Raw genomic sequence first — 13,519 nt, forward strand, 5'->3', positions numbered from 1 at the left:
ATTGACCCTGCGCCAAAATTTACGCCATCATTCATTTTTGCACGTACAGTCCATTTTTGGTCGATCCATCCATCTGAGAGAGTTTGCCATGCGTCCTGATCTCCGCCTCGGCTATCTGGTCTTTGAAGTCCGCGGGATTCCACGATGGATGGCGTTCTGCGAGCAAATGCTCGGGCTACCCGCACCGGTGAGCAACGCGGACGGCAGCTTCGGCTGGCAACTGGACGAGGCCAGCCAGCGGCTGATCGTGCAGGAGGGCGAGGCGGACGATCTCGGCGCGCTGGGCCTGGAATGCTCGAGCGATGAGGTGCTAACGCCGGCAACCGCACCCTTCGAATCTGCCGACTTCCCAGAAGGCTTTCGCACCGGCGATCTCGGCCTGGGCCATGCGGTACTGGTCGCGCACGACATCGCGGCCATGGAGTTCTTCTACGTCGACCTGCGGGGCTTGGCGTGACCGAGCGGCTGTGCGACATCGGCCGGGCCTGCGAGCGCGCCCGGCGCCACAAGGTGCCGCTGAGCCTGGAACTGGGGCAGCACCCTGATCCGGACGGCACCTTCTCCTTCTACGGCGCCACGCCGTCGGGCTTCGATTTCGAGATCGGCGCGGGCACGCAGACCATCGACCCGGCCGGCTGGGAGATCCACCACACCCACGTCACCAGCACTCGGGGCCACAAGCCGAAGCTGCGGCTTGAGCCAAAGATGGCCGCGGGCCTGATCGCCCAGAAGGTTTCCGGCGCGCCGCGCGCCACAAAGGAGCTGGCATGACCACCACCACCTCGACCGGCAAACGCTGGCTGAAACGTATCGTCATCGCGCTCGTCGCGCTGCTCGCGCTCGCTGCGGCTGCGCTCTTCATCGGCGACCAGTTGGCTCGCCACAAGATGCAGCGCAAGGTCGAGGTGACGGTCAAGGGCCTTCCCTTCCGCGACGACGCGGCCTCGCTCGAACGCGGACGCTATCTCTTCGCCTCGCGCGGATGCGTCGACTGCCATGGCGCCAAGGGCGGCGGCGCGGTGTTCGTCGATGATGGCAAGGGCCTGCGGATCGCGGGACCCAATATCAGCCCCGGCCCGGGCAGCGTCGTCGCGGGCTACACGTCCGAGGACTGGGTGCGCTCGATCCGCCACGGCGTCAACCCGAAAGGCCACGCGCTGATGGTCATGCCCAGCGAGGACTACAACCGGCTGACCGACGACGACCTGGCTTCGCTGGTCGCCTACATCCGCCGCATGGAGCCCGCGTCGGGCGGGGCCGCCGTGCTCGACCTGCCACTGCCGATGCGCGCCTTGTACGGCTTCGGGATGATTCACGACGCGGCCTCGAAGATCGACCACACACGGCCGCCCGAGCAACCCGTGCCCGATGGCGTGAACGTGACGCACGGCGCCTACGTCGCCAACATGTGCCTGGGCTGCCACGGCGCCAAGCTCAACGGCGGCAAGATCCCCGGCGGCCCGCCGGACTGGCCTGCCGCCGCCAACCTCACGCCGGGCGAGGGAACCGCGATGACGCGCTATGCCGACGCCGATGCCTTCGCTCGCATGTTCAAGACGGGCAAGCGCCCCGATGGCACGCCGGTGAAGGTCATGCCCTTCGGATCACTCGGCGCAATGAGCGACATCGACGTGCGAGCCTTGTTCCTCTACCTCAAGACACTGCCGGCGAGTCCGCACGGCTAGGCCTGCGCGCGGGCGTATTGCAATCAGCGCTACGGGCAGGGACACGGCGTGCCCGCAAAATCCGTCTCCACAACATCCAAGGAGACGAACCCATGTTCAACCGCCGTCTGGTCTGCACCGCCATCCTCGCCTTTTCCGCGTCACTGGCCGCGCCCGTAGCGCTGGCGCAATCCTTCCCCGACAAGACCATCACCGTGGTGGTGCCCAACCCACCGGGTGGCGTGGTCGACTCGTCGGCGCGCCTGGTCGCCGATCCGCTGACCAAGCTCTTCGGGCAAGCCGTGATCATCGACAACCGCGCCGGCGCGAGCGGCAACATCGCCTACCAGATGGTGGCGCGCGCGCCGAAAGACGGCTACACGCTGCTCGCTTCGTACTCGGCCTACCACGTGGGCAACCCCGCGCTCTTCCCCAAGCTGCCGTGGGAGCAGAAGGACCTGGTGCCGGTGGCGCTGATCGCCGCGGCCACCAACGTCATCACCGCGCACCCCTCGGTTCCGGCGAAGAACCTCAAGGAGTTCATCGCCTACGTGAAGCAGAACCCCGGCAAGGTCAATTACGCATCGCAGGGCAACGGCTCCCTGTCGCACGTCGGGACCGAGCTGTTCGACCAGACCACGCAGACGGAGATGACGCACGTGCCGTACAAGGGCTCGGGCCCCGCGATCCAGGACGTGCTGAGCGGCCAGGTGCAGGTGTTCATCACGACGCCACCCTCGGTGATGGGTCACGTGCAGGCCGGCAAGCTCAAGGCCTTCGCGGTCACCAGCAAGGTGCGCCACCCGATGCTGCCCGACGTGCCCACGACGGCCGAGGCCGGGTTGCCGGGCTTCGAATTGGAGGCCTGGGTCGGCCTGTTCGCGCCGGCCGGGACGCCGCCCGAGGTGATCGCCAAGCTCTCGGAAGGCGTGAAGAAGGCGCTGGAACTGCCCGAGACGAAGAAGCGCGCCGAAACGCTCGGCATCGAACCGCGCTACCTGGGCCCCGACGCCCTGGCCGCGCTGGTCAAGAAGGACACCGAGTACTGGGGCAAGGTGATCAAGGCCCGCAGCATCAAGGCCGACTGAGCCCCTGGCGCTCGCTCAATCGACCTTCGCGCCGGACGCCTTCACCACGGCGCCCATCGCATCCCAGTCGGCGCGCAGCAGCTTCTGGAACTCCTCGGCGCTCTGGCTGCGCGGCTCCACGCCCAGGCGCTTGAAGCGCTCCTGGATCGCCGGGTCGGCCAGCACCTTGTTGGTCGCGGCGTTGAGGCGGTCGACCTCGGCTTTCGGCGTGCCGGCCGGGGCGAGCAGGCCGATCCACGAATCGAAGGCATAGCCGGGCAGGCCGCTCTCGGCCACGGTCGGCAGGTTCGGCAGGAAGGGGCTGCGTTGCTGGCCGGTGGAGGCCAGCAGCTTCACGCGTGCGTCGTTCTGGAAGCCGATCACGCCGATGCTCGACGAGATCACCGCCTGCACGCGGCCCGCGAGCACCTCGTTGACGGCCTCGCCGGTCGACTTGGTCGGGATGTGCGTCATCTGGAGGCCGGCCTTGGCGAGGAAGGACGCCATCGCAAGGTGCGTCGCGCTGCCGTTGCCCGCCGAGGCATAGTTGTACTTGCCGGGGTTGGCCTTGACCTCCTTGATGAAGTCGGCCGTGCTCGACACGTTCAGGCCGCTCGCCACCGCAAGCACATAGCCGGCATTGCCGATGTTGGCGACGCCGACGAAATCCTTCAGTGGGTCATAGGGCAGCTTGCTGTACAGAAAGCCCGCGATGTGGTGGCTGGCCGCCGCCAGCACCAGCGTGTTGCCGTCCGCCGGCGCCTTGGCCGCGATGGCCGCGCCCACCGTGCCGCCCGCGCCCGCGCGGTTCTCGACAATCACTGCGGCGTTGAGCGCCGCGCCCAGCTCATTGTTGAAGGCGCGCGCGACCGTGTCCTGCACCGCGCCCGTGCCGAAGGGCACCACGATGTGGATCACGCGCTGTTGCGCCAGAACAGGTCCGGCGGCGCCGAGGGCCAGCGTGCCGGCCGCTGCGAGAAGGGCCGAACGTCGGGTGGGGTGATGGGTCATCGTCGGGATCGCTTTCGGGTCGGTGGGGGTAAAAATTCAGGCGCTGACGCCGACCGGGAGCCAACGCTCCACCAGCTTCACGAAGTAGCTGGCACCGATCGGGATGATCTCGTCGTTGAAGTCGAACGAGGTGTTGTGGATGATGCAAGGCCCGGGCCCGTGCCCGTCGAGCCGGTGGTCGCCGTCGCCATTGCCCAGGAAGGCATAGCAGCCCGGCCGCACCTGCAGCATGTGGGCGAAGTCCTCGGCGCCCATCACGGCCGGAAAGTCGTCGGTGACCATGTCATCGCCCACCACCTCGCGCATCACGCCGGCGGCGAAGCGCGCCTCGGCCGCGTGATTGACGACCGGCGGCGAGGCGCGGTTGAAGCTGATCTCCGCCGTGCATTCGTGCGCAGCCGCTACACCTTCGGCGACCGTGCGCAGGCGCGCCTCGATCTTGTCGAGCGCATCGATCGAGAAGGTGCGCACCGTGCCGCCGACCGTGGCCGAATCGGGAATCACGTTGGGCGCGTCCGAACCCTGCAGTTGCGTGACCGCGAGCAGTGCGCGCTCCGTGCTCGCGATGGTGCGAGGCACGATGGTCTGCAGTTGCTGCGCCAGCGTGATGACGGCAGCCACCGGGTCGATTCCCGTGTGCGGCATCGAGGCATGGGTGCCGCGTCCGCGCAGCGTGATCCTGTAGGTGTTGCTGGACGCCATGAGGGCGCCTTCGTTGAGCGCGAAACGCCCGACCTCGCCCACCGGGAAGTTGTGCAGCGCGAAGACCGCATCACACGGGAAGCGATCGAAGAGGCCGTCCTGGATCATCTTTTTGGCGCCGGCCTTGCCCATCTCCTCCGCGGGCTGGAAGATGAAGTGCACGGTGCCGTCGAACTGGCTGCCCTTCTGCGCCAGATGCCACGCGGCCGCCAGCAGCATGGTCGTGTGGCCGTCGTGGCCGCAGGCATGCATGCGGCCCGCATGCGTGGACTTGTGAGCGAACTCGTTGGCTTCGTGCAGCGGCAGCGCGTCCATGTCGGCGCGCAGGCCGATGGTGCGCTGGCCCGTGCCCCGGCGCAGCACGCCGACGAGGCCGGTGCCGGCAATGCCCCGGTGGACCTCGATGCCCCATTCCTCCAGCAGCTGCGCGACCTTCTCCGAGGTGCGATGCTCTTCGAAGCCCAGTTCGGGGTGGGCGTGGATGTCGCGGCGGATGGCGACGAAACGGGTGACGTCCGCAAAGGAATCGGCGAGGTTCATGACGTGGCTGGAGAGAACGAGCCACGGATTCTGACGCAGCGTGACGCCAGAGCGCATGAGTAGTTGGCTCTATCCGTCTCAGGCCCTAGGATGGCTCCATAGCCCCCGATGGAGTTTCGACATGAGCAACGAGCTGCGCAACAAGCTGCACGAGCTGCAGGAGCTTTCGAACAACGCCGCCGACCCGCAGACCCGCGCGATCATCGAGGCGCTGCGGCTGCAGACCGCGATCCTCAACGAGCGCCTGTTCCGTATCGAGCTTCAGCTCGGTGATATGTCCAAACGCCTGGATGCCGATCCGGCCTGACCCAGCGGCGCGAAGCGAGGGGCTCAGCCCCGGTGCTCGGCGTTGCGCTTGCGGGTGGCGGCTGCCTTCTTCGCCGAAGCGGACCTTTCGGCCGCGCTGCGTGAGGCGGAGGCCGCACCGCCGAGGCGTCCGCCCTTGTGGGCCGGCGCATGGTTCTCGGCCTTGCCGCGGCCGGAGCCGCTCTTCTTGCCGCCGCCGGTCTCGGCATTCACCGTGGCCCACGCGCGCCGTTCCGCTTCGCTCTTCGCGACGCCGCGATGCTCATAGCCTTTTTCGATGTGCTCGGCCTGGCGCTTCTGCTTGCCCGTGTACGACGACTTGTCACCTCTTGGCATGGTGATGCTCCTTCTATCGTTGGATGCTGGAATGCCCATGTTTCGCACCCCGCGCGCGAGACGGGTAGGAAGAGACGGGCGTTGTTCGTCAGTACACGCTTTCATGGCTCGCATGCTGGCCGTTCGGCCGCTTCCTACAAGCGGTTGAACTCGCTACCTTTACGCTTGAGACATTCGACGAGGAGCCAGCGTGAAACGCCAGAAGAACATCGCAGCTTTCGCAGGCCTGTCCGTGCTGGTCGGCATTGCCGCGGCGACCGCTGGCTACGCGGCGCTCCGGCTGCGGCAATCGGCGAGGCTGGCCCACAAGGGTCACGCCTTCGACAGGCTTGCGCAGGCTGAAGGCGCCCGGCTGCTGGTGGTCGGCGACAGCACCGCCAAAGGCACGGGCGCCAGCACGCCGGAGTACAGCCTGCCGGGGCTGCTGTGCCGCGCCAACCCGTCGCTCACCGTGGTCAACCGGGGGCATGACAGGGCGCGCTTCGAAGACTTGCTCGCGCAACTGGAGGGGGACGAGCGCTTCGATGCCGTGCTGATCCTCGGCGGCGCCAACGACGTGCTCCGCATGACACGCGACGCCGCCTTGCGCGACAGCATCCGGCGCGTGGCCCAGCGCGCGCGGGTGCGCTCCGACCTGGTGGTCTTCATGCCGCCGGGCAACATCGGGAATGCGCCCTTCTTCCTTCCGCCGTGGAACTGGTGGATGAGCTACCGCTCGCGCAGGCTGCACGCCATCGTCTCGCAAGAGGCGCAGGCCAACGGCGCCCTCTATGTGTCGCTCTTCCGGGACCGCGACGGCGACCCCTTCGCGCGCCATCCCCAGCGCATGAACGCGCGCGACGGGCTCCATCCCAGCGATGCGGGCTACGAGCTTTGGCAGCGCGAGCTCGAAGCGCAGGTGCAGTTGTCGGCCAAGCTCCGCAAGATCGGACGCAGCGCGGCGGCGCGCGGGTCCGCTTTCTGAGGCCGGCCCGTCCTACCGCTGCGCCGCGAACAACGGCTGCACTTCCCACCACGCGGGCAGCAATGCGCGGATCTCCTGCCGCGCAAAGCGGTCGTCCAGCAGGTACAGCACGCCCGCATCGGTTTCGGTGCGAATCACGCGGCCGGCCGCCTGCACCACCTTCTGCAGGCCGGGATAGACGTAGGTGTACTCGTAGCCGTCGCCGAACAGCGCATGCATGCGCTCGCGCATGATCTCGTTCGGCTCGTTGTACTGCGGCAGGCCCAGGCTGGCGACGAAGGCGCCGACGAGCCTGTCGCCCGGCAGGTCGATGCCCTCGCCGAAGGCGCCGCCCAGAACCGCAAAGCCGATGCCCTGCCCGCCGGCGATGAACCGGGCGAGGAAGGCGTCGCGATCCGCCTCGCGCATGCCACGTGACTGCGACCATGCCGGAATCTCCGGATGCCGGTGCGCAAAGGCGGCCGAAGCACTGGCCAGGTAGTCGAAGCTGCTGAAGAAGGCAAGGTAGTTGCCCGGCTGGCCGGCGAACTGGCTCGCGATGATGTCGGTGAGCGCCGTCAATGAACGGCCGCGGTCGCGGAAGCGGGTCGATACGTCCATCGCGACGCGCACCGTCAATTGCTCGCTTCGGAAGGGCGAGCCCACGTCGAGCGTGGCCGTGTCCGCCGGCAGACCCAGCGTGTCGCGATAGAACGAGAAGGGTGCGAGCGTGCCTGAAAAACAGGCCGCCGAGTTGCAGTCCGCGAAGCGGCCCTTCAGGAAGGGCGCGGGCACGAGGTTGCGAATGGCAAGCGTCCGCGCGCCGTCTTCGCCCACCGTGCATTCGAAGACCGAATGCTTGCCGAAAGAATCGGCGAGCCGACTGAACTGGAGCAGGTCGAAGAAGCACTGCTGCAACAGGCCCTGCGCATCGTCGGGCCGCGCCGAGAAGTGCTCGGCCATCGCCGCGACCACGTCCTGCAGGGCACGCGTGAAGCGCTCCGGGATCTCGTCGCGCGCCTGGTAGGCGGCGACCTGATCGCGCTGCAGCAGTTGCCATTCACGCTGCAACTGGCCGAGGGCCTTCTTGATGACGGGCGGTGCCTTGCCGCGCACGGCCTCCACGGCCTGCGTCTCCACTTCCGCGGAATACATGCCGCGCGCGCGGTCGAGAAGGTTGTGCGCCTCGTCGACCAGAAGCGCGACGCGCCAGTCTTCTTCCTTCATCAGCCCGAAGAGGAAAGCACTGCCGTCGAAGTAGTAGTTGTAGTCGCCGACGATCACGTCGCTCCAGCGCACCATCTCTTGAGAGAGGAAGTAGGGGCAGACCTCGTGCGTCAGCGCAATGCTGCGCACTGCCGCGCGGTCGAGCCATGCGCTTCGCGCGGCTTCGCTGCGCGCCGCCGGCAGACGGTCGTAGAAGCCCCGCGCCAATGGGCAGGCTTCGCCGTTGCAGGCGCGGCCGGGATATTCGCAGACCTTCTCCCGCGCGGCGAGCTCGAGCACGCGCAGCGGCGCAAGTTCGCGGTCCAGCGTGCGCAGGGCGTTCAGCGCAATCGACCGGCCAGAGGTCTTCGCGGTGAGGAAATAGATCTTGTCCAGTTGGCGCCCGGGCCGGGCCTTGAGCAGCGGAAAGAGCGTGGCCACCGTCTTGCCGATGCCCGTGGGCGCCTGCGCCAGCAGGCAGCGTTGAGAGACAGCCGAGCGGTACACGGCCTGCGCCAGATCGCGCTGGCCCGCGCGGAATTCGCCATGAGGAAAGCTCAGCGCGCCGAGTGCCTCGTCGAGGCCGGCGCGGTGTGCGGCCTCCTGCTCGGCCCAGGCGAGAAAGCCGCTGCAGAGCAGTTCGAAATGCTGGCGAAGTGCGTCGCGGGTGCAGGCCTCTTCGAGCACCACTTCCCGTTCCGTGCCCAGGTCGAAGTAGACGAGCGCCACCTCGACCTGTTCCAGCGCATCGCGCTCGCACAGCATCCAGGCGTAGGTGCGGGCCTGCGCCCAGTGCAGCGCGCGGTGATTGGCCTTGATGGCTTCGAAGTCGCCGCGAAAGGTCTTGATCTCCTCGACGCGCCGGCGATGCGTGTCGTAGCCGTCGGCGCGTCCTCGCACGTGCAGGTGCTCGTGGCGCGACGAGAGGGCGATTTCGCTTTCGTAGCCCGAGCCTCGGCGCGCCTGCACCAGCCGATGCCCAGCCTGTCCCTCCTGCGCGCTCGGCGCGGGGACGAAGCGCAGATCCAGGTCACCGGCCTTGGCGCCGAAAGCGCAGAGCGTCTTGACGGAAACGGTGAACGCGGAGGATGACGAATCTGCGGACGCCATGAGGATGAATGAATGAGGGGCGCAGCCCCTTGGCTCCAGCGCGTCGGACACTGGATGAACGTACACATGTTAGCGGGGCTGTGAAGTTGATCGAAGGCCCGCTCGGGCGAGCCTGAGGGCCAACGACGATGTGCGCCCGCCAACTTGAGGACAAGTTTCAGCCCCGTCGTGCCGCTTCTATCGCGGCAATGTCGATCTTTCTCATGGTCATCATCGCGTCGAACGCGCGCTTGGCCGCCGCGCGATCGGGGTCAGCTATTGCCGCGGTGAGGGCGCGCGGGGTGATCTGCCATGACAGGCCCCACCGGTCCTTGCACCAGCCGCACTCGCTCTCCTGGCCGCCATTGCCGACGACCGCGTTCCACAGGCGGTCGGTTTCGGCCTGGTCGTCGGTCGCGATCTGAAAGGAGAAAGCCTCGTTGTGCTTGAAGTGCGGACCGCCGTTCAGCCCGAGGCAAGGGATGCCGGCGACAGTGAACTCGACCGTCAGCACATCGCCCTGTTTGCCATCGGGATAGTCGCCCGGCGCGCGGAAGACGGTGCCGACGGCGCTGTCGGGGAATGTTTTGGCATAGAAGTTTGCGGCGTCGACGGCGTCCCGGTCGTACCACAGGCATATCGTGTTCTTGCTGGTCATTCCGTATCTCCTGAAGAGTTGAGGATCTGGCATCCGCCGTCACGGTCCAAACAGCGCCAATCCTCCTCGTCGCGGCATTTCGGTCTGTCGGATGAGACTGATACCGTTGTACGGCACGGCAGAATCGGCGGCAACCTGCATGCATTCCTGGAGAGGGGCGCCATGACCATTGAACTGAGCAAGGAGGCACGGAAGGAAGCCGTCGCCTCCATCGAGAGGTACTTCCGCGAGAACATGGAGGAACGCATCGGCAACATTGCTGCTGGCGCTCTCCTTGGGTTCTTCCTGGAAGAAGTGGGTCCGGCAATCTACAACCGGGCCGTGGCCGAAGTACAGGAAAGGCTCCAGGCCAGGGTCTCGGAACTGGACATCGAAGTCCATGAGGACGAGTTTCAGTACTGGCGCAAGTACGAGCACAAGGGGCGGTCGCAGAGGTCATGAAGTTCGACCCGCTGCCCCCGGTTTGCTTACCTGACCGCTTCGCCGACGGGAATCCCGTAGCCGTTGCGATAGGCGCCAAGCACCAGCCCGCGCACCGTGTCTTTGGGGCTGGCCGTCACGAACCTGTTTTCTGCCGTCTTGTAAACAACGATGGTGCTGCGGCTGCTCCTGCTGAGCGTGCGTGCGACCCCGGTGGCTTGGCTGGATGTCTGGTACGTGTTCATACTTTCGACCTCATTGGATGAGGCGATAGTAGCCCAAACGTATTCAAATGTAACGTCGACGCGCGAAAAACGTACTCCCTCGTGTATTTGTCACAACAGCCCATGGCCGGAACGGTAGCGCAGCAACTCTGGCCTCAGGACAGTGCCTTGGCCTTCAACCTTGCGAACTCGTCCTGATTGATCGTTCCCGCATCGAGCAGCGCCTTGGCATCGGCAATCTGTTCGGCCGGCGCCTTGCCGGCCACCTCGCGGATGTAGGCATCGGCGTCTGACTTGGCACGCTGCAGACTGGCGCGCTGCCGCTCTGCCATGCCTCGACCCCGCGCAATGATGTAGACGATGGCCGTGAGGCCGGGGACGAAGATGAGGCCGATGATCCACAGCACCTTGAATCCGCCACCCAACTCCGAATCGCGGAAGAGGTCCCCGATGATCTGGAACAGGATGAGCAGATAGACGATGAGGACGAAGGTCGACAGCAGCAGTTGAATCAAGTCCCAGAAATTGCTCATTTGACTTCCTTTGAATTTGTCGATGAAGGTGAACGTTATCGTGCAGTGGCCTTGTTCGTCCATGTGCGCATGAGCCCGAAGACGGAGCCGCCCGTGAACATGCCAAGCACATACACGATCAGAACAAGAACCGAGGTCGGGAGCGTGACGCTCATGTTGAACAGAGAGACCGTCGCAGTCTCCATGTTCTGGACTTTGAACAGCAGGACGACGCCAGCGAGGATCACAATCAGCGCGATGTACAGATAACGGGTCATACGGCTCGCTCCATGAGAAGTGGAAGGGTTGAAGGTATCGATGAAGCACACTCAGCCGCTGGGCGGCCTGCCCGGCGACGCCGGTGGCTGCCGCGAAGGCTGCATGCCGGGCCGCCATGCCGGTGGCGATGGCGGCGGCCCGAATGAAGGCGCGGCCCACCAGTTGATCCAGTTCGAACGATCGGCGTACCACGGGCGGCCGCGATAGTGCTGGTCCCAGTAGCGCTCGGGCGAGAAGCGCACGATGGGTGCCCGGCCTCGAACAGAATTGGACAGATAGCGCGCATCGACCCATCCACGGTTGCGGCCCGAACTGACATCGCACCACCTCCAGCCGTTGGTGCAGCCCATCACCCTGACGGGGGCTCGCGCAGGCAGCCAGGTCACCAACGGGAAGGCGCGGTCCGGTCCGCTTCTCATGTTGACCGCCTGCAGTGTCATTGCGTTCATTGCGAGCGCCGGGAGAGGCAGCAGCAAGAGCAGCAACGCAGCGGCATGGCGCGAGGGGTTCGACATCGACATTCGTATTCCTTGCGGCTCTACACGGTGATCGCGCCGGAACCGAGCGCGATCAGTGCGGCGATCGCAGCCACGATCAGCACTGCGAAGACCATCAACTCGGGCGTTGTGAAAAGCCGCTCCTTCTGCTCACGCCGGGCGATGAAATAAAGGATCGTTCCGGGCGCATACAGGACCGCCGCCAGCAACACGAACTTGAGGCCGCCCGCGTAGAGCATGCCCATGGCATAGACCGTCGCGATGGCGCCGCGCACCCCATCTGCGGTTCGGGCGCGTGCGTCCGCCTGGTAGGTCTCACCTGTCCACGCAAGCTTCAGCCCATAGGCCGCGACGAGCAGGTAGGGGATGAGCGTCATCGAGCTCGTCATCTTCAACGCCAGCGTGAAGGCGTATTCGGCAAACCAGGTCACGAGCAGGAACAGCTGGATCACGATGTTCGACAGCCACAGCGACGCCACAGGAACCTTGTTGGCGTTTTCGCGCGCCAGGAAGGCCGGCATGACCTTGGCGTTCGCCGCGGAGAACAGAACTTCGGCCGCGAGCAAGGACCACGACAGATAGTTGCCGAGGATGGAGATCAGCAGGCCGATGCTGATGAAGACCAGGCCCCACGGTCCGACGATGGACGCCATCACGCCGGCCATCGCGGGTGTGGGGAGTGCCGCGAGGTCAGGGCGCAGCAGCACACCATAAGACAGGATGGTGACGAGCACGAGCAGGCAAAGCACACCGAGAAATCCAAGCACGGTGGCTATGCCTACATCCTCTCGGTTCTTCGCGTAGCGCGAGTAGACGCTTGCCCCTTCGATTCCGACGAAGACGAAGACGGTCGCCAGCATCGTGCCGCGCACCTGGCTGGCCACACTGGACACGGTTGGTTCTTCGCTGCCCCAGAAATTGAGCGCAAAGATGTCCGCCTTGAAACCGAAGAAGGCGACGACGATGAAGATGACGATCGGAACCATCTTCGCGACCGTGGCAATGGAGTTCAGCGCCGCTGCCCCTTTGATGCCGCGCAGGACCAGGATATGCACGCCCCACAGAAGCACCGACGCAGAGACGATCGCCGCCGCCGTCGAGCCGTCACCGAAGGCCGGGATGAACTGCCCCAGTGTTGCCTTGATCAGGATCAGGCAAGCGGTGTCGGCCAGGCATGCACCGATCCAGTAGCCCACTGCCGCTGCAAAGCCGAGGTAGTTGCCGAACCCGGCCTTGGCATAGGCGTAGATGCCGGAGTCGAGGTCGGGCCGCCGCCGAGACAAGGTCTGGAAGACGAACGCCAGCATCAGCATGCCGGTCCCGGCGATGGTCCATGCAACCAGCGCACCCACAACCCCGGTCGAACGGCCGAAAGCCGCCGGCAGCGCAAAGATGCCGGCACCGACCATCGAGCCGACGACGAGGCCAACAAGCGCACCTCGCGAGAGTGTCTGGTCCTCCGGTGTGGTCATGCCAGGTCAGCGCTGCGGACTCTCATTCGAAGCCATGGAATCTCCTCTTTTTCTTGAATCGATTCGCCTTCGCGAACGAGGATCAGTGGGTGGTCGGCCTTTGTCAATAGCACCATCGGGCACTTGTTCCCATCGCACCGGAGCGGCGGCCACCTGGAGTTGGCAGAAGAGAGGAATGGCGTCAAACTGCGCGTCCTCTTCACTCGCACAAGGAGCAAGCCAAATGAAAAGGCCTCTTCGATCAGTGATGAAAGTACTGCTAGCTGTCGGCGCCACAGTGGGCGCAACTAGCACCTTCGCTGCAAGTGACCTCGATCGATGCAACGATCCTCGCGTCGATCGAACGGCTTGTTTGCGCGAAGCGGCGGCGGCGCAAGATGCAAAGAGCCGGGGCAAACTCAATAGCACTGGAGGCTACGACGAGAACGCGTTGGCGCGTTGCCAGCGTCAGCCGGCGGGCACTGCCCGTGACGCGTGCGAGAAACGCGTCACGGGCGCAGGCGACACGCAGGTTCGAGGAAGCGTGCAAGGCGGCGGCACGATCCGTCGCAATGAAATGCAGGTACCCGCATCGAAGTAGCCGGTGCTCTAAA

General features: G+C 65.6%; 17 protein-coding genes. 7 read left to right on the top strand and 10 right to left on the bottom strand.

Going from position 1 to position 13,519, the window contains the following annotated elements; all coding sequences use genetic code 11:
- Position 1: 1 nt before the first annotated feature.
- From QTI04_RS27050 to QTI04_RS27065, 4 genes are all read left to right on the top strand, one after another.
- Entirely contained in the window at positions 2-457 is a 456-nt protein-coding gene (locus QTI04_RS27050; protein ID WP_286618245.1) for a hypothetical protein, read from the top strand.
- Entirely contained in the window at positions 454-771 is a 318-nt protein-coding gene (locus QTI04_RS27055) for a hypothetical protein (protein WP_286618247.1), read from the top strand. The genes QTI04_RS27050 and QTI04_RS27055 overlap by 4 nt, the downstream gene beginning before the upstream one ends.
- Positions 768-1,685 (top strand): c-type cytochrome, encoded by a 918-nt coding sequence (locus QTI04_RS27060; RefSeq protein ID WP_286618248.1) that lies wholly within the window; start codon positions 768-770, stop codon positions 1,683-1,685. Before QTI04_RS27055 ends, QTI04_RS27060 begins: the two co-directional genes overlap by 4 nt.
- A 92-nt stretch (positions 1,686-1,777) precedes the next feature.
- Positions 1,778-2,752, top strand: coding sequence for a tripartite tricarboxylate transporter substrate binding protein (locus tag QTI04_RS27065; RefSeq protein ID WP_286618249.1), 975 nt, complete (start codon positions 1,778-1,780; stop codon positions 2,750-2,752).
- 15 nt (positions 2,753-2,767) lie between these two features.
- Here QTI04_RS27065 and QTI04_RS27070 read toward each other — a convergent pair whose 3' ends face one another.
- Together QTI04_RS27070 and QTI04_RS27075 are read right to left on the bottom strand one after the other, a co-directional pair.
- The gene (locus tag QTI04_RS27070) at positions 2,768-3,742 is read right to left on the bottom strand and encodes a tripartite tricarboxylate transporter substrate-binding protein (protein ID WP_286600344.1); all 975 of its coding nucleotides are present in this window, start codon (positions 3,740-3,742) and stop codon (positions 2,768-2,770) included.
- Positions 3,743-3,778: 36 nt separating this feature from the next.
- Positions 3,779-4,984: a M20 aminoacylase family protein gene (locus QTI04_RS27075; RefSeq protein WP_286618301.1), complete on the bottom strand. Its 1,206-nt coding sequence runs from the start codon at positions 4,982-4,984 to the stop codon at positions 3,779-3,781.
- Between the two features lie 121 nt (positions 4,985-5,105).
- On the opposite strand from QTI04_RS27075, the gene QTI04_RS27080 reads away from it, so the two are divergent.
- Complete coding sequence (locus QTI04_RS27080) at positions 5,106-5,291, top strand: hypothetical protein (RefSeq protein ID WP_286600346.1); 186 nt, start codon at positions 5,106-5,108, stop codon at positions 5,289-5,291.
- A 23-nt stretch (positions 5,292-5,314) separates the two neighbouring features.
- Here the strand turns inward: QTI04_RS27080 and QTI04_RS27085 are convergent, their stop codons facing one another.
- Positions 5,315-5,626 (bottom strand): plasmid stabilization protein, encoded by a 312-nt coding sequence (locus QTI04_RS27085; RefSeq protein WP_286618250.1) that lies wholly within the window; start codon positions 5,624-5,626, stop codon positions 5,315-5,317.
- A 190-nt stretch (positions 5,627-5,816) separates the two neighbouring features.
- On the opposite strand from QTI04_RS27085, the gene QTI04_RS27090 reads away from it, so the two are divergent.
- Entirely contained in the window at positions 5,817-6,590 is a 774-nt protein-coding gene (locus QTI04_RS27090) for a GDSL-type esterase/lipase family protein (protein WP_286618251.1), read from the top strand.
- A gap of 12 nt (positions 6,591-6,602) precedes the next feature.
- Here the strand turns inward: QTI04_RS27090 and QTI04_RS27095 are convergent, their stop codons facing one another.
- The gene (locus tag QTI04_RS27095) at positions 6,603-8,885 is read right to left on the bottom strand and encodes a helicase C-terminal domain-containing protein (protein WP_286618254.1); all 2,283 of its coding nucleotides are present in this window, start codon (positions 8,883-8,885) and stop codon (positions 6,603-6,605) included.
- Positions 8,886-9,042: 157 nt separating this feature from the next.
- Positions 9,043-9,522 (bottom strand): VOC family protein, encoded by a 480-nt coding sequence (locus tag QTI04_RS27100; protein ID WP_286618256.1) that lies wholly within the window; start codon positions 9,520-9,522, stop codon positions 9,043-9,045.
- Between the two features lie 162 nt (positions 9,523-9,684).
- Here QTI04_RS27100 and QTI04_RS27105 point away from each other — a divergent pair, with 162 nt between their 5' ends.
- Entirely contained in the window at positions 9,685-9,963 is a 279-nt protein-coding gene (locus QTI04_RS27105; protein ID WP_286618259.1) for a DUF2164 domain-containing protein, read from the top strand.
- Between the two features lie 26 nt (positions 9,964-9,989).
- Here the strand turns inward: QTI04_RS27105 and QTI04_RS27110 are convergent, their stop codons facing one another.
- The 5 genes from QTI04_RS27110 to QTI04_RS27130 all read right to left on the bottom strand — a co-directional run bounded on the left by QTI04_RS27110 (position 9,990) and on the right by QTI04_RS27130 (position 12,926).
- Positions 9,990-10,187, bottom strand: a complete 198-nt coding sequence (locus tag QTI04_RS27110; RefSeq protein ID WP_286600356.1) for a hypothetical protein — start codon at positions 10,185-10,187, stop codon at positions 9,990-9,992.
- Between the two features lie 134 nt (positions 10,188-10,321).
- Positions 10,322-10,699, bottom strand: coding sequence for an SHOCT domain-containing protein (locus QTI04_RS27115; protein ID WP_286600359.1), 378 nt, complete (start codon positions 10,697-10,699; stop codon positions 10,322-10,324).
- A 35-nt stretch (positions 10,700-10,734) separates the two neighbouring features.
- Positions 10,735-10,956 (bottom strand): DUF1049 domain-containing protein, encoded by a 222-nt coding sequence (locus QTI04_RS27120; protein ID WP_286600361.1) that lies wholly within the window; start codon positions 10,954-10,956, stop codon positions 10,735-10,737.
- Between the two features lie 51 nt (positions 10,957-11,007).
- Positions 11,008-11,478 carry an SH3 domain-containing protein gene (locus QTI04_RS27125; protein WP_286600362.1) on the bottom strand — a complete coding sequence of 157 codons (471 nt, stop codon included), beginning with the start codon at positions 11,476-11,478 and terminating at the stop codon, positions 11,008-11,010.
- A 17-nt stretch (positions 11,479-11,495) separates the two neighbouring features.
- Positions 11,496-12,926, bottom strand: coding sequence for a basic amino acid/polyamine antiporter (locus QTI04_RS27130; protein WP_286618262.1), 1,431 nt, complete (start codon positions 12,924-12,926; stop codon positions 11,496-11,498).
- Between the last annotated feature and the right edge of the window lie 593 nt (positions 12,927-13,519).

It is taken from the genome of Variovorax sp. J22R115 (assembly GCF_030317005.1).
Lineage (GTDB): Bacteria > Pseudomonadota > Gammaproteobacteria > Burkholderiales > Burkholderiaceae_C > Variovorax.

Bases quoted from the DNA above. Each gene is read 5' to 3' on its own strand.
- QTI04_RS27065 (WP_286618249.1), top strand. From the start codon at position 1,778: ATGTTCAACCGCCGTCTGGTCTGCACCGCCATCCTCGCCTTTTCCGCG.
- QTI04_RS27080 (WP_286600346.1), top strand. From the start codon at position 5,106: ATGAGCAACGAGCTGCGCAACAAGCTGCACGAGCTGCAGGAGCTTTCG.
- QTI04_RS27115 (WP_286600359.1), bottom strand. From the start codon at position 10,699: ATGAGCAATTTCTGGGACTTGATTCAACTGCTGCTGTCGACCTTCGTC.
- QTI04_RS27095 (WP_286618254.1), bottom strand. From the start codon at position 8,885: ATGGCGTCCGCAGATTCGTCATCCTCCGCGTTCACCGTTTCCGTCAAG.
- QTI04_RS27120 (WP_286600361.1), bottom strand. From the start codon at position 10,956: ATGACCCGTTATCTGTACATCGCGCTGATTGTGATCCTCGCTGGCGTC.
- QTI04_RS27100 (WP_286618256.1), bottom strand. From the start codon at position 9,522: ATGACCAGCAAGAACACGATATGCCTGTGGTACGACCGGGACGCCGTC.
- QTI04_RS27060 (WP_286618248.1), top strand. From the start codon at position 768: ATGACCACCACCACCTCGACCGGCAAACGCTGGCTGAAACGTATCGTC.
- QTI04_RS27070 (WP_286600344.1), bottom strand. From the start codon at position 3,742: ATGACCCATCACCCCACCCGACGTTCGGCCCTTCTCGCAGCGGCCGGC.
- QTI04_RS27075 (WP_286618301.1), bottom strand. From the start codon at position 4,984: ATGAACCTCGCCGATTCCTTTGCGGACGTCACCCGTTTCGTCGCCATC.
- QTI04_RS27085 (WP_286618250.1), bottom strand. From the start codon at position 5,626: ATGCCAAGAGGTGACAAGTCGTCGTACACGGGCAAGCAGAAGCGCCAG.
- QTI04_RS27105 (WP_286618259.1), top strand. From the start codon at position 9,685: ATGACCATTGAACTGAGCAAGGAGGCACGGAAGGAAGCCGTCGCCTCC.
- QTI04_RS27110 (WP_286600356.1), bottom strand. From the start codon at position 10,187: ATGAACACGTACCAGACATCCAGCCAAGCCACCGGGGTCGCACGCACG.
- QTI04_RS27125 (WP_286600362.1), bottom strand. From the start codon at position 11,478: ATGTCGATGTCGAACCCCTCGCGCCATGCCGCTGCGTTGCTGCTCTTG.
- QTI04_RS27130 (WP_286618262.1), bottom strand. From the start codon at position 12,926: ATGACCACACCGGAGGACCAGACACTCTCGCGAGGTGCGCTTGTTGGC.